At 34.4% G+C, this 13,752-nt stretch carries 15 protein-coding genes; 8 read left to right on the top strand and 7 right to left on the bottom strand.

From position 1 onward, the window contains the following. Window positions 1–12: 12 nt before the first annotated feature. From guaB to Q7C23_RS15315, 4 genes are all read right to left on the bottom strand, one after another. Complete coding sequence (gene guaB / locus Q7C23_RS15330) at window positions 13–1,485, bottom strand: IMP dehydrogenase (RefSeq protein ID WP_072975780.1); 1,473 nt, start codon at window positions 1,483–1,485, stop codon at window positions 13–15. A 296-nt stretch (window positions 1,486–1,781) separates the two neighbouring features. Further along, window positions 1,782–3,104, bottom strand: a complete 1,323-nt coding sequence (locus Q7C23_RS15325; protein ID WP_375033359.1) for a DUF5723 family protein — start codon at window positions 3,102–3,104, stop codon at window positions 1,782–1,784. Between the two features lie 65 nt (window positions 3,105–3,169). Further along, on the bottom strand, window positions 3,170–3,721 hold the full coding sequence (locus tag Q7C23_RS15320) for a hypothetical protein (RefSeq protein WP_375033358.1): 552 nt from the start codon (window positions 3,719–3,721) through the stop codon (window positions 3,170–3,172). Window positions 3,722–3,798: 77 nt separating this feature from the next. Next, window positions 3,799–4,665 carry a hydroxymethylglutaryl-CoA lyase gene (locus Q7C23_RS15315; RefSeq protein WP_375033357.1) on the bottom strand — a complete coding sequence of 289 codons (867 nt, stop codon included), beginning with the start codon at window positions 4,663–4,665 and terminating at the stop codon, window positions 3,799–3,801. A gap of 212 nt (window positions 4,666–4,877) precedes the next feature. On the opposite strand from Q7C23_RS15315, the gene Q7C23_RS15310 reads away from it, so the two are divergent. Both Q7C23_RS15310 and Q7C23_RS15305 read left to right on the top strand, forming a co-directional pair. Further along, a complete protein-coding gene (locus tag Q7C23_RS15310) occupies window positions 4,878–5,492 on the top strand; it encodes a SatD family protein (RefSeq protein ID WP_375033356.1) in 615 nt (204 codons plus the stop codon). Next, window positions 5,489–6,205, top strand: a complete 717-nt coding sequence (locus Q7C23_RS15305; protein WP_375033355.1) for a DUF3307 domain-containing protein — start codon at window positions 5,489–5,491, stop codon at window positions 6,203–6,205. Before Q7C23_RS15310 ends, Q7C23_RS15305 begins: the two co-directional genes overlap by 4 nt. Here the strand turns inward: Q7C23_RS15305 and Q7C23_RS15300 are convergent. After that, on the bottom strand, window positions 6,191–7,225 hold the full coding sequence (locus tag Q7C23_RS15300; RefSeq protein ID WP_375033354.1) for a quinone-dependent dihydroorotate dehydrogenase: 1,035 nt from the start codon (window positions 7,223–7,225) through the stop codon (window positions 6,191–6,193). The genes Q7C23_RS15305 and Q7C23_RS15300 overlap by 15 nt on opposite strands. Window positions 7,226–7,428: 203 nt before the next feature. Here Q7C23_RS15300 and Q7C23_RS15295 point away from each other — a divergent pair, with 203 nt between their 5' ends. The 6 genes from Q7C23_RS15295 to Q7C23_RS15270 all read left to right on the top strand — a co-directional run bounded on the left by Q7C23_RS15295 (window position 7,429) and on the right by Q7C23_RS15270 (window position 12,052). After that, window positions 7,429–7,935 (top strand): hypothetical protein, encoded by a 507-nt coding sequence (locus Q7C23_RS15295; RefSeq protein WP_375033353.1) that lies wholly within the window; start codon window positions 7,429–7,431, stop codon window positions 7,933–7,935. Between the two features lie 30 nt (window positions 7,936–7,965). After that, complete coding sequence (locus Q7C23_RS15290) at window positions 7,966–8,142, top strand: hypothetical protein (RefSeq protein ID WP_375033352.1); 177 nt, start codon at window positions 7,966–7,968, stop codon at window positions 8,140–8,142. A gap of 65 nt (window positions 8,143–8,207) precedes the next feature. Next, entirely contained in the window at window positions 8,208–8,423 is a 216-nt protein-coding gene (locus Q7C23_RS15285; protein ID WP_375033351.1) for a porin, read from the top strand. 389 nt (window positions 8,424–8,812) lie between these two features. Next, window positions 8,813–9,943: a formylglycine-generating enzyme family protein gene (locus Q7C23_RS15280; RefSeq protein WP_375033350.1), complete on the top strand. Its 1,131-nt coding sequence runs from the start codon at window positions 8,813–8,815 to the stop codon at window positions 9,941–9,943. Window positions 9,944–10,185: 242 nt separating this feature from the next. Then, window positions 10,186–11,463: a peptidase T gene (gene pepT / locus Q7C23_RS15275; protein ID WP_375033349.1), complete on the top strand. Its 1,278-nt coding sequence runs from the start codon at window positions 10,186–10,188 to the stop codon at window positions 11,461–11,463. A gap of 1 nt (window position 11,464) precedes the next feature. Next, window positions 11,465–12,052, top strand: a complete 588-nt coding sequence (locus Q7C23_RS15270) for a YdeI family protein (protein ID WP_375033348.1) — start codon at window positions 11,465–11,467, stop codon at window positions 12,050–12,052. Between the two features lie 375 nt (window positions 12,053–12,427). Here the strand turns inward: Q7C23_RS15270 and yajC are convergent, their stop codons facing one another. Both yajC and nusB read right to left on the bottom strand, forming a co-directional pair. Next, window positions 12,428–12,700, bottom strand: a complete 273-nt coding sequence (yajC, locus tag Q7C23_RS15265; protein ID WP_026981843.1) for a preprotein translocase subunit YajC — start codon at window positions 12,698–12,700, stop codon at window positions 12,428–12,430. 80 nt (window positions 12,701–12,780) lie between these two features. Continuing rightward, window positions 12,781–13,692 (bottom strand): transcription antitermination factor NusB, encoded by a 912-nt coding sequence (gene nusB, locus Q7C23_RS15260; RefSeq protein WP_375033347.1) that lies wholly within the window; start codon window positions 13,690–13,692, stop codon window positions 12,781–12,783. Window positions 13,693–13,752: the final 60 nt, after the last annotated feature.

Below are 13,752 nucleotides of genomic sequence, written 5' to 3'. Positions count from 1 at the left end.
GAAAACTAAAAATTATCTTGAATAATTTGGAGCTTCTTTTGTGATAGTTACGTTATGTGGGTGACTTTCCGTAATTCCGCTTGACGTGATTCTAACAAAACGTCCAGTTTCCTGTAAAGTTGGAATATCTTTTGAACCACAGTATCCCATTCCGGCACGAAGACCACCAATGAATTGTAGCATACTTTCGTTTAATTCACCTTTGTAAGGAACACGACCAACAATTCCTTCCGGAACTAATTTTTTAACGTCGTCTTCAACGTCCTGGAAATAACGGTCTTTTGAACCAGTTTGCATTGCTTCAACAGAACCCATTCCGCGGTAAGATTTGAATTTTCTTCCTTCGAAAATAATAGTTTCTCCAGGAGATTCTTTTGTTCCTGCCAGTAATGAACCTAACATTACGCAATCAGCACCGGCAGCGATCGCTTTCGGGATATCTCCTGTATAACGAATTCCACCATCAGCAATAACAGGAACTCCAGTTCCTTTAATCGCTGCAGCAACTTCTAAAACTGCTGAGAATTGAGGAAAACCTACACCGGCAACAATACGGGTTGTACAGATAGAACCAGGTCCGATTCCAACTTTAACACCGTCAGCACCATTGGCTACTAAATATTTAGCGGCTTCAGGAGTTGCGATGTTTCCAACAATTACATCTATTTGTGGGAATTTTGATTTTACTTCTTTTAATGTATTTACAACACCTTCAGTATGTCCGTGAGCAGTATCGATAATAATAGCATCAACACCAGCTGCAACTAGTGCAGCAGCTCTTTCGACAGCATCACCTGTAACTCCAATAGCAGCAGCAACTCTTAAACGTCCGTAAACGTCTTTGTTTGCGATTGGTTTTTGAGTCAATTTAGTGATATCTCTGAAAGTAATTAAACCAACCAATTCATTTTTAGCATTTACAACCGGTAGTTTCTCAATTTTGTGACCTTGTAAAACTACTTCTGCTTGTTCTAATGAAGTTCCTTCGGCAACAGTAACTAAGTTAGTACTTGTCATTACCTCTGCAATTGGTCTTGCACCGTTTTTCTCGAAACGTAAGTCACGATTAGTAACGATACCTTTTAGAATTTTGTTTTCGTCAACAATTGGAATACCGCCAATTCCGAATTCTTTCATTGCATTTTTTGCATCTGCAATTGTCGAAGTCATTGGTAATGTTACCGGATCGATAATCATTCCGGACTCTGCACGTTTTACTTTTCTAACCTTTCCAGCTTGTTGCTCGATGGTCATGTTTTTATGTAAAACACCAATTCCGCCTTCCTGCGCCATAGCGATTGCCATTGCACTCTCTGTAACGGTATCCATAGCAGCTGATACTATAGGAACGTTTAGTGTTATATTTCTTGAAAATTTTGATTTGATACTCACTTCGCGAGGAAGCACATTCGAGTAGTTAGGTACTAATAATACATCATCGTAAGTTAAACCTTCGCCGATAATCTTGGAGTTGTGTGCTATCATGTTGCAATTTCTAGTTGAATTGCGTGCAAATATAGTGAATAAATTGGAAACAAGAATACTAACTTATTCTTAATTTTTTTTGAACCATATAAGTTCATAGCAGTGATATAAGATTTTTGTCTTATTTTTTTCTAAAACCATATAAGTTCATAGCAGTGATATAAGTTTTTGGGGGCAGTTCAATTTAATCCGCGTTTTTTTTTAATCATATAAGAAATGATTTCTCTTATTTATATGATCGCTATGTTATCACGCAACAAAATAAAATGAACTTATATTACTTATATGGTGGAAAATTATTCAGGGACTATAAAATTGATTCCGAATTGAAACGCCAGGCTATTCGCCTTCGAGACATCTCGATATTCAAGAACATTGTCGACGAGAGCATAGATATTGACTTTTCCAATCGTTCCAGAAAGCCCTAAACCAATGTTTTTACTTGAATAAGAATCTAATGTATAAGTGGCCTTGAAATCTAATTTTTCGAAAATGCTTCTTTTGTAAAAAACCGTAAAAGCTATAAAAGGCTCGTTTGGCATTGTCATGGCAAACATTTGTCCTCCAATTGCATTGACATATCTTCTTTTAGAGGATGCTCTGCAGTTGCACTCTTCATCTGATCGGGATTCTCCAAAGGAATACTGAATGGAAGAATACAATTTGGTTGGCCGCCAGGTAGTGTATTTATTATAAAGCGTATCGCGTGGAATAGCTTTTTCGAAATCATCAAAAACATCTTTGGGATCATCTGTAAATTCGAAAATAGGATTTGCACCCTCGTATCTATAATTTCCTTTGTAGGTTATCGTTTCAATATCTTTAGACTGATTTACAAATCCGAGATCGATGATACTGGCCGTAAACTGTAAATTATCCCTGAAGTAGTAAGTAAATCCAGCATCTAAACCCAAACCTAAACTACCGTTAAAAAAGGTGTTATGCGCAATATCTTTTGCAACATTTCCTTCATATTCATCTTTGGTAAATTTGGCAATTCCAGAAGTTTTAAGTTCCAGATTTGACGAGATTACTTGTGTATAAAGATTTGGAGTTCCCGGAATTTGAGTTGTATAAATAAACCCGGAATTTCGTGTAGAGGTAGCATTGGCACCACTTGAATACAACTTGGCACGACCTCCTAAAACAAATTTCTCACTTAGCTTTTTATGAAAACCAACATGAAGAACAGAAAGCACTTCGGCCCTCACATTGATATCAGCCAAATCAAATGATTTTCCGACATAATCTTTGTTTCCGTATAAGGCAAATATGGCAGGATCCTTTGGGACGTACATCAAAAAATCAAACTCCTGATAGGCTCCGAATGAAATATAAGACTGACTGTCTTCTCCTCCAATTCTAAAGCCTCCGGAAAATAATTCTAGTTGTTCATTAACCTGAGCTTTGTCTTTGTTTGATGAGTTGTTTACAATCTTTCGGACTTTATCATTAAAATCGACTCCATTATTGGCAAATAAATCATAAGCCGAAAAACTGCTTGAACCAACGTTAGCCGAAATTCCAGATAAAACAGGAATACCAAAATAGTATTTATACGAAACATCTGCACCAGGATTGACCAAGGATGCTTGTGGAATTGATGTAAAATTATACAAGAGCTGTCTGTTTTGACTAAAACAAACAAACTGTAGAGACAGCATTAAAATTAAGTAGGCTTTCCTCATTCGATCACCATATAAACGGTTGCACTTGAGCGAAATTTCAAATTTCCAGCACTGTTTTCGTCTAATGGTGGTCCAGACTCCATTGAGACAATAAATTTCAATTTAACAGTCTGCTTTAAAAGCTCCAATCTTTCATTTTCGTACACTTCTGTCGGAAATTTGATAACATTAGAACCTCCTGAATACGCGGGAACCGAATAAGGATTGGTTTCAAGTACTTGATCATTAGCATCTAAAAGCTGCATCTCGATTCTAAAAGCTCTGACTATAGTATTATCAATCTCAAAATCAAATTCTGTTTTTACTAAATTATCTCTAAAAAACTCATCCTTAAAAGCATCAAAACCCTGAACATCAGAGATGACCTGGGGTGATCCATCATTTACCAATTCAGTTGCCGGAACGCTAAAATAAGCCAGATTAGCTACAAAAACAGGTTCCAGCTTAAGATCGTTGGCCTGATCAAAATCTAAATCACTTGAACAAGAAAAAAACAGGAATGCAAAAACTAAAATTTTAGGAATTCTATTTAGGATGTTTGCTTTCATAACTACTCTATTAAATAGTCTGCAATAACACTGTTTTGTGAATGGTTATTACATATAAATAATAAATGTACTACTTTTTAATGAAATTTCCCGAACAATTTTGATGCTTCATTATAAGCACTTTCAAAACTTAAAGAATTAAGGCCGGTTGTTTTTTTATTGGCTGTAAAATAAGATATTAGTTTTTCTGTAGGCATATTTCCCGTCAGTTTATCGGTTGCCATTGGACAGCCTCCAAATCCCTGAATAGCTCCGTCAAAACGTGTACAACCTGCTTTTGAAGCGGCATCTATTTTTTCGAACCAACTATCTGGTGTAGTATGTAAATGAGCCCCAAATTCTATCTGAGGGTATTTTGGAATTAAATTAGAAAAAAGATAAGTAATCACTTCTGGGGTAGAACTTCCGACAGTATCTGAAAGCGATAATATTTTCACGCCCATTTTTGAAAGTTTCTCGGTCCACTCGCCTACTATTTCAACATTCCACGGATCTCCGTACGGATTTCCAAACCCCATTGAAAGATAGGTTACTACTTCTTTGTTTTTCTTATCAGCGATTTCCAGAATTTCTTCGAGAGTAATTAATGATTCAGCAATCGTTTTATGGGTATTTCGCATTTGAAAATTCTCTGAGATAGAAAAAGGAAATCCCAGATACTGAATAGCTTCATGTTCTGAAGCTGCTGCCGCTCCTTGTGTATTGGCAATTATCGCCAGTAATTTGCTTGTAGTTTGAGAAAGATCAAGCTGCGCCAAAACCTCGGCCGTATCCTGCATTTGCGGAATTGCTTTTGGAGAAACAAAACTTCCAAAATCAATGGTGTCAAAGCCTACTCGAAGCAACGACTGTATGTACGAAACCTTATTTTTTGTCGGAATAAAAGTTTTGATACCTTGCATGGCATCTCGCGGACATTCGATAATCTTGATTTCTTTATTCAAAGCTTATTCTTTTGTGAAGGCTAAGTTAGCTTCTTTTTTAAAGAAATAAAAGCTATAATTTTCATTAATTGAAATATTACTCAATATTGTAATAAATAAAATTATTACACAAAAACGTAATAAATACAAATATTACGTAAAAGCGTAATATTTAAAAATATTCCCTATATTTGTAATATAAAACTTTATTTATTTTTAATTATATTTGAATTATGACTAGTGTAATTACAGGAGATATAATTGATTCAAGAAAGCAAAAATCAAAAGACTGGGTCGAAGGTTTGAAAAAAATCTTATCTCCGTTTGGCGAAACACCAAGCCAATGGGAAGTCTATCGGGGAGACGAATTTCAAATCGAAATACAAAATCCTGAAGAAGCCTTATTATCTGCTATTTTAATAAAAGCACATTTACGATCTATAAAATTAGATGCGCGAATGAGCATTGGTTTTGGAAACAAAACACACAATGCCGAGAAAATATCTGAAAGCAATGGATCTGCTTTTATACATTCCGGAGAACTTTTTGAAACTTTAAAAAAACAAAAAGTAACTTTAGCAATGCGAACCGGTGATACTATTCTGGATGAAAAACTGAATTTGATGTTACAGCTGGCTTTGACCTTTATGGATAGTTGGCTGGTACAATCTGCTGAATTTGTTGCTGTCGCTATAGAAAATCCTGACTTGTCTCAGGAAGAATTAGGACAAAAACTAGGCATTAATCAAGCTGCCGTGAGCCGTAGACAAAAACGTGCTCAATTTGATTTGGTTATGAATTTAGATCGTTATTTTAGAACACAAATAAAACAACTTACAGCCCCATGATTTTATTCATAAAACTACTGTTAGCCCATTTATTAGGCGATTTTATCTGGCAGCCAAATTCGTGGGTAGCCGATAAAGAAATTAAAAAGCAAAAAAGTGTTTTCTTATACCTTCACATATTGCTTCACGGCCTGTTGGCAGCAATTTTGGTTTGGAAAATCGACTTTATTCCTTATGCCGTTGTAATAGCCGTTACACACGGAATTATTGATCTCATCAAATTAAATTTTCAGCAACCAAAAACAAAACGCAGCTGGTTTGTTGCAGACCAGATTGCGCATGTTTTAATTTTAATTGGGATCGTACTTCTGTATGAAAACAAAGGCATTATTAATTTCTGGCAGGATAATGAGTTTTGGATTTTATTGACCGGAATCTTATTTGTTACCAAACCTTCTTCCATTATCATCAAAACCATTATATCAATTTGGAGTCCCGAAAATGAAAATACACACGCTGATAATTCACTTGCCAATGCAGGAAATTACATTGGCATTTTAGAAAGATTATTTGTGTTCTGTTTTATCTTAACCGGGCATTTTGAAGCAATCGGATTTTTACTGGCTGCCAAATCTATTTTTAGATTCGGTGATTTAAAAGAAGCCAAAGACCGCAAACTAACCGAGTATGTCTTAATTGGTACTCTAATCAGTTTTGGAATTGCTATAATTTCCGGACTTGTTGTTCAGGCATTGATTTTACAACCCTTTTAAAACCTTTTTATTAATTGCTTTAATTAAAGCCGGGCCTTCATAAATAAAACCTGTATACAATTGTACTAAGCTTGCACCTGCATTTAACTTCTCAATTGCATCATCGGCAGAATGAATTCCTCCTACTCCAATAATTGGGAATGCTTTATTGCTTTTTTCAGAAAGAAAACGAATCACTTCAGTAGAGCGTTTCGTTAATGGTTTCCCAGACAGACCTCCCATTTCAGATTGATTCTCAGATTGTAAACCCTCTCTTGAAATAGTCGTATTTGTTGCAATTACACCTGCAATTTGGGTTGTTTTTACAATATCAATAATATCTACTAATTGCTCATCTGTTAAGTCCGGAGCAATTTTTAAAAGAATTGGCTTTACTTTTTGACTGCTTGTTTTTTGCTTTTCTACATTTCTGTTTTGCAAGGTCTGAAGTAAAGCAGTTAAAGGCTCTTTGTCTTGTAAAGCTCTTAAATTTGGAGTATTTGGAGAACTCACATTTACTACAAAATAATCAACATGATCAAACAAAGCATCAAAACAAATGATATAATCATCAACAGCATTTTCGTTTGGAGTCACTTTGTTTTTTCCGATGTTTCCACCGACCAAAACACCTGAATTCTTTTTCAAACGTTCTACAGCTTCCAGAACTCCTCCATTATTAAACCCCATTCGGTTAATAATCGCCTGATCTTCTTTCAAACGAAACAAACGTTTTTTTGGATTTCCTTCCTGACCAACCGGAGTTACAGTTCCAATTTCAATAAAACCAAAACCAAAGTCTGAAAGTTCTTTGTATAATTTGGCATCTTTATCAAATCCTGCAGCCAATCCAACCGGGTTTTTGAATTTAATTCCGAAAACTTCACGCTCTAAACGACTGTCTTTTACTTCGTATATTGATTTTATAATTGATGAAACTCCAGGGATTTTTGAAATGAATTTAACAAATGAAAAAGTAAAATAATGTACTTCTTCTGGATCAAAACAAAAAAGTATCGGACGAATTATCAATTTATACATAAGAATAGTTGTGTGTGTTTTTCGGGTGCAAATTTAATTATTATAGTTTAAAAAGGTACTCTTTTACAAAAACAAATTATAAGATGTTGCAAATTATAAAATGAAACAAAGTCAAGCCCTCCAACAGACTTATTACAGCTCTTTATTAATTAATTTTGACTCACTTAAGAAAATTCTTATTGCTAATTGTATTTGATTAAAATATGTATAAAGCCAGCATACTAATTCATATTTTCAAAAATACCCTATTAGGTTTAATAGTGCTATTAGGCTTAAATGGATGGTCTCAGCAAATAAAAGACACAACCAAGCTGATAAATGTACGTTATGGAGACAAGGGAATAGAATTAAGAACAAAAGACAATAAATTCCTTTTTCAATTACAAAGCCGTTTACAATTTCGATTTTCTACACCAAACGATCAGAATCCTTTAACCTACGATGATTACAGTCAGGATAAAGAAACAACTTTTAAAATTAATAGGGCAAGATTAAAAGTAGGTGGTCATGCTTTTGAACCCTGGCTGAAATATTATTGGGAATACGAGCTTAGTCAATCAAATCTCCTGGATTTTAGAATCATGATTGAAAAATGGGAATGGCTGAGTTTTAAAGTTGGTCAATGGAAGACAGACAAATGGGAGTTGAAGTATACGGACATCTCAAAGGAAGTGGCATTGCTGATTATAATTATTGGGCAGCAGCACTAACCGGAACCGGACGAGGAAATACCTCAAACGATGATAATAATCTTATGTATTTTTGGAAGAGCGCAATGGAACTTTTTGGGACGTTTTCTTGATTTTGAAGGCAGCGATTTAGAATTTCATGAAAAACCAACGCCAATTATCGCCTTTTCAGGATTAACAAACCGAAGCCCTTATACCCGTTTTTCGCAATCAGGAGAGGTTCTTTAGAAGGTTACGAAAATGGTTTACCGGGTCAATATCGTGTAAATCAATCGAATTTAGAAAGCGCTTTTATGTATCGTGGCTTTTCCTGGCAAAGCGAATGGCACACTAAAGAGATTTTAGATAAATTAAACAGTAATGAAACCACTACTTTGAAAGGTTATTACGTTCAGGCGGGCTATTTCTTTCATAATACCTTTGAATGGTGGCCAAAACATTTAGAAATGGCCGGAAGACATGCCGCCTATCGTCCTGACAATTCGATAAGACAAAAATTTACAAGATGAAACAACTATTGCTTTTAACTGGTTTTTTAAAGGACATAAAAACAAACTCACCTCAGAGGTTAGTTATTTTAGTTTTCAGGACAAAACCTTGCCTTTGGAACAAGGCTGGTGCTTTAGAATACAATGGGACATTTCATTATAAAGCACTTTAAAATTCCAAAAGAGGTAAATCTATTTTGGATAAAAATTCTTTTTTACATAACTTTAACCAGCATAAGACCTTGAAAATGAAACAGGTTCAAAACAGTCTTTCCATTTTGATTTTAAAGATGATTGACAGCAATAAATATATTTTATTAATTCCATAAAATAACTAGAATTACATTAGGTTATTTTTTTACTTTTATCGCTCTCTATTTGACAACTATTCTAAGATTAAAACTATTATAATGAAAAATAAGACCTACTGGATTTTTGCGACACTAACGATCTCCATTATTTCAATTGCTTATGGCTATTCGAAGCTCATTGTTCCAAAACAAAAATTGGCTGTGATGGATTGTGCCGAAACTCCAAATGCGGATTCTACTTCTTTATTTAAACCTACCATTGAAAACAAAAATAAACCAACAAGCAAAGCACCAAAAGGAATGGTTTGGATTCCGGGTGGTGAATTTTCTATGGGAAGTAATGTCGAAGATGAAAGTTTATGCAGCATAAAAGGTGTTACTAAAGATGCAGCGCCAATACACAGAGTTTATGTTGATGGTTTTTATATGGATCAAACCGAAGTTACCAATGATCAATTTGAAGCTTTTGTTAAAGCAACGGGTTATGTAACATTAGCAGAAAAAGCACCAACACATGAAGAATATCCTGATGCTCCATTAGAGAATCTAGTAGCCGGATCAGCAGTCTTTACTCCTACTCCGGCAAAAGTAGATTTGAACAATTATATGCAGTGGTGGAGTTATGCTAAAGGTGCTGACTGGAGACATCCCGAAGGAGCCGGAAGTTCTATAAAAGGAAGAGGAAATTATCCTGTTGTGCAGGTTTCATATGATGATGCAGCTGCTTATGCAAAATGGGCTGGAAAAAGATTACCAACCGAAGCTGAATGGGAATTTGCTGCTCGCGGTGGAAAAACCGGAGAACTCTATGCTTGGGGAAACAACTTAAAACCGAAAGGAAAATTTCAGGCCAATATTTATCAGGGACATTTCCCTATCGAAAAAGGCGACACTGGAGAAGATGGTTATATCGGAATTGCTCCAACAAAGCAATTTGAACCCAATGCTTATGGTTTATACGATGTGGGAGGAAATGTATGGGAATGGACAAATGACTGGTACACGGCCGAATATTATTCTGTTATAAGTGATAATGGGCAAGTTGCAAAGAACCCACAAGGACCTGAAACATCTTATGATCCCGGAGAGCCTAATCTTCCTAAAAAAGTACAACGTGGAGGATCCTTTTTATGTACAGACCAATATTGTACACGATATATGGTAGGAACAAGAGGGAAAGGAGATTATAAATCTCCTGCAAATCATATTGGTTTTAGATGTGTGCAGTAAAAAAATAGCTACGACCCGAGCAATAGCTACAGGCGACGCAAATTCAGAAATTTTAATTAATTAAAAGTGTGCTCTAATTAAGCGTAAAAAATCCAATTTCATGAAAAATGTAATTCGTGAAATTGGATTTTCTATTTAAATTAACTAGTATCAATTCGTGAATTCGTTGCAAACTCTTTTATATAAGTTCATAGCTTTAAAACGCCTAAATAATTACTTATCTTTGCTGAAAAAACAAACAAATGCAGCATATCATAGATCGCTTTATCAGTTATGTAACAATTGATACAGAATCAGACCCAAATTCGCAAACAACACCTAGTACAGAAAAACAATGGAATCTTGCCAATAAATTAGTTGAAGAACTAAAAACAATTGGCCTTGAAGACGTTACTATAGATGACAAAGCTTACATCATGGCTACTTTACCAAGTAATGTAGAACATGAAGTACCAACTATCGGTTTTGTCTCTCATTTTGATACTTCTCCGGATTTTAGCGGAGCCAATGTAAAACCTCAAATTATTGAGAATTACGACGGAAAAGACATCATCTTGAATGCAGAGCAAAATATTATTCTTTCTCCAAACTACTTCAAAGATTTATTACAATATAAAGGTCAGACTATCATAACCACTGACGGAACAACTTTGCTTGGCGCCGATGATAAAGCGGGAATTACCGAGATTGTTTCAGCAATGGAATATCTTGTTCAGCATCCTGAAATCAAGCACGGAAAAATTAGAATTGGATTTACACCAGATGAGGAAATCGGACGTGGTGCGCATCATTTTGATGTAGAGAAATTTGGCGCTCAATGGGCTTATACAATGGATGGAAGTCAGATTGGCGAATTAGAATATGAAAATTTTAATGCTGCAGGTGCAAAAATTACCTTCAAAGGAAAAAGCGTTCATCCTGGTTATGCCAAAGGAAAAATGATCAATTCGATGTTGATTGCTAACGATTTTATCAATGAACTTCCTAAAGGAGAAACTCCGCAGGAAACAAAAGGTTACGAAGGATTTTTCCATGTACATCATTTAACCGGAAGCATTGAAGAAACAGTTTTAGAATTGATTATCCGTGATCATAACAAGATCAAATTCGAAAAGAGAAAAGATTTAATTGGAAAAATTGCCAAGAAAATCAATAAAAAATACGCAAAACAATTCGGAGAAGATATTGTAACTGCCGTTGTAAAAGACCAATATTACAATATGAAGGAAAAAGTACTTCCGGTAAAGCATATTGTTGATATTGCAGAAAAAGCAATGAGAGAATTGGATATCAAACCAATCATCAAACCTATTCGTGGCGGAACGGACGGATCTCAATTATCTTTTATGGGATTGCCTTGTCCGAATATCTTTGCAGGTGGTCATAATTTTCACGGGAAATACGAATATGTTCCGGCAGAAAGTATCCAGAAAGCAACTGATGTAATTGTAAAAATAGCTGAATTAACTGCCATTCCTGGCATATTTGATGCAACCGAAAAACCTAAAAGAAAAAGATAAATTGGAACCAACTTCTGATAAAAAAAACATTTGGAACAGTAACCATTTATGGGAAGAAGAATTACTTCTTCTTAAATCTATTATTGATAAAACGGAACTGGAAGAAACTATAAAATGGGGAGGTCCGGTTTATGTCTACAACAAGAAAAATGTCATCGGAATTGGAGGTTTTAAAGATTATTTTACGATTTGGTTTTTTAATGGTGTTTTTCTGAAAGATGAAAAAAATAAATTAATTAATGCTCAGGAAGACAAAACAAAATCCTTGCGTCAATGGCGTTTTACTTCAAAAGATGAACTAAACGAAAAAGAAGTTCTGGAATATATCGCCGAAGCTATTGAAAACGAAAAGCAGGGAAAAATCATTAAACCTTCAAAGAAAGAAGCAATCATTTCTGAATTACTGCAAAAGGAAATGGATCAAAATCCGGCTTTAGCAGAAGCTTTTCAAAAATTCAGTCCCTATAAACAATATGAGTTTTTAGAATATATTGAAACTGCCAAGCAAGAGAAAACTAAATTAACGAGAATTGAAAAAGTGATTCCGATGATATTAGAGAACGTTGGGTTGAATGATAAATACAGGTAGTTTAAATTTCAATAAAAAAATTCCAAATTCCAAACTATAAAACCTTTGTCAAAGTTTAAAACTTTGACAAAGGTTTTATTTTATGCGCAAACAAGAGTCATTGCGAGGAACCAAGCACTCGAGCGCCAGCGAACTGAGCGTAAGCTAATCTCATCAAGCATTGCCGCAAAGTATTTTTCAGACCGCAACCCCAAAGTATGTCATTTCGACTGAAAGGAGAAATCACAATAGCTGATCGACAACTATTGTCTACATTCTATGCGGAGTTTCGTGTGTGATTTCTCCTTTCAGTCGAAATGACAAGATTGGGCAAAAAAAATCCCAAATTCCATAAATGGAATTTGGGATTTTAATTTTATTGAAATTTAAAAAGCGTTAAGCTTTTTTCAAAGCAGCACTCATTTCCATAGAAATTGCAGAACGCTCAATTTTTAATTTTCCTGACATCGTTTCGATAATTGCACTTGTTTCAGCAAGCTCAACAATTTTACCGTGAAAACCACTTTTAGTAATTATTTTGTCACCTACTTTTAGGCCGCTTTCAAATTCTTTTTCGTTTTTTGCTCTTTTTTGTTGTGGTCTGATCATGAAGAAATACAACACTACAAACATTAGTAAATAAGGAGCAAATTTCATTAAATCTTGCATAGTATTCGGTTTTTATTTTTGTTATTAATATTAATTTATTCGTTGGGATTTGGAATTTAAAAATTGGAATTTCTTCGCAATTACATCAAACCTCTACCCACTTTTACCATCTTCTTATTAGCAGTTAACTCTTTTACAAGGTTATCTAAAATTCCGTTGATAAAAATACTACTTTTAGGAGTAGAATATTCTTTAGCAATTTCTAAATATTCGTTCAGCGTAACTTTTACCGGAATTGATGGAAATTTCAAAAATTCGCAAATAGCCATTTTTAAAATAATGGTATCAATTTCTGCAATTCTTTCGCTGTCCCAATTTGGCGTTTTATCATCATACTCTTTTGCGAAGATTGATTCATTTAAAACTGTTCTTCTGAACAAATCTTTAGCAAAATCTTTATCTTCAACATCTTTATACAATTTTGGCACTCTAAAATCGTCCGGATCTTCCGTTTTGATTGCTTTTAATTGTTTGATAATATGTGTATTTACTACCGGAATATCATCAACCCACGTTAATTTATCATCTTCTAAATACTCATATAATTTTTCATTCGGAACAATTACATCGGCAAATAAATCAATTACAAATTGTCTGTCTTCTTCAAAAGTATCTGTAGTGTTTGACATGTATTTTGAATACACTTCACTTGATTTGATATCATTTAAAAGCAACAAAATATAATCATCATTCAACGACCAATTATTGATTTTACGATTTTCTAAAGCGATGCTAAGGGAATTACTTTCAGCTAAGAGTTGAAAAATTTTGTTTTTGATAAATTTTTCATTCGGGTTACGTTCTGCAGCAGTTGCAAGATGTTTTTTGCTTGAAAGATGTAAAAAAACAGATTCTTTTTTGCAAATTTCAATCAATGAAGAAAGCATTATAAGATATAAATCCTGAATATTATCAATGCTATAAAAAAGAAACTTCTCTTCTTTTTCCATATTATCAGAACCGCTTTGATGCATTGCATAAATGGATTGCATTACTTTAACGCGTATGTGTCTTCTATTTACCACCTTGTAAGAACATTTAAAAATTAGTCT

The sequence above is a fragment of the Flavobacterium sp. LAR06 genome (assembly GCF_041946075.1).
Lineage (GTDB): Bacteria > Bacteroidota > Bacteroidia > Flavobacteriales > Flavobacteriaceae > Flavobacterium.
This window is presented reverse-complemented; position numbering and strand designations above follow the sequence as displayed.

Excerpts from the sequence above, each read along its gene's own strand:
- Q7C23_RS15295 (WP_375033353.1), top strand. The coding sequence starts at position 7,429 with ATGTATAAAGCCAGCATACTAATTCATATTTTCAAAAATACCCTATTA.
- Q7C23_RS15280 (WP_375033350.1), top strand. The coding sequence starts at position 8,813 with ATGAAAAATAAGACCTACTGGATTTTTGCGACACTAACGATCTCCATT.
- Q7C23_RS15285 (WP_375033351.1), top strand. The coding sequence starts at position 8,208 with ATGTATCGTGGCTTTTCCTGGCAAAGCGAATGGCACACTAAAGAGATT.
- guaB (WP_072975780.1), bottom strand. The coding sequence starts at position 1,485 with ATGATAGCACACAACTCCAAGATTATCGGCGAAGGTTTAACTTACGAT.
- nusB (WP_375033347.1), bottom strand. The coding sequence starts at position 13,692 with ATGCAATCCATTTATGCAATGCATCAAAGCGGTTCTGATAATATGGAA.
- Q7C23_RS15320 (WP_375033358.1), bottom strand. The coding sequence starts at position 3,721 with ATGAAAGCAAACATCCTAAATAGAATTCCTAAAATTTTAGTTTTTGCA.
- Q7C23_RS15310 (WP_375033356.1), top strand. The coding sequence starts at position 4,878 with ATGACTAGTGTAATTACAGGAGATATAATTGATTCAAGAAAGCAAAAA.
- yajC (WP_026981843.1), bottom strand. The coding sequence starts at position 12,700 with ATGCAAGATTTAATGAAATTTGCTCCTTATTTACTAATGTTTGTAGTG.
- Q7C23_RS15300 (WP_375033354.1), bottom strand. The coding sequence starts at position 7,225 with ATGTATAAATTGATAATTCGTCCGATACTTTTTTGTTTTGATCCAGAA.
- Q7C23_RS15290 (WP_375033352.1), top strand. The coding sequence starts at position 7,966 with ATGATAATAATCTTATGTATTTTTGGAAGAGCGCAATGGAACTTTTTG.
- pepT (WP_375033349.1), top strand. The coding sequence starts at position 10,186 with ATGCAGCATATCATAGATCGCTTTATCAGTTATGTAACAATTGATACA.
- Q7C23_RS15305 (WP_375033355.1), top strand. The coding sequence starts at position 5,489 with ATGATTTTATTCATAAAACTACTGTTAGCCCATTTATTAGGCGATTTT.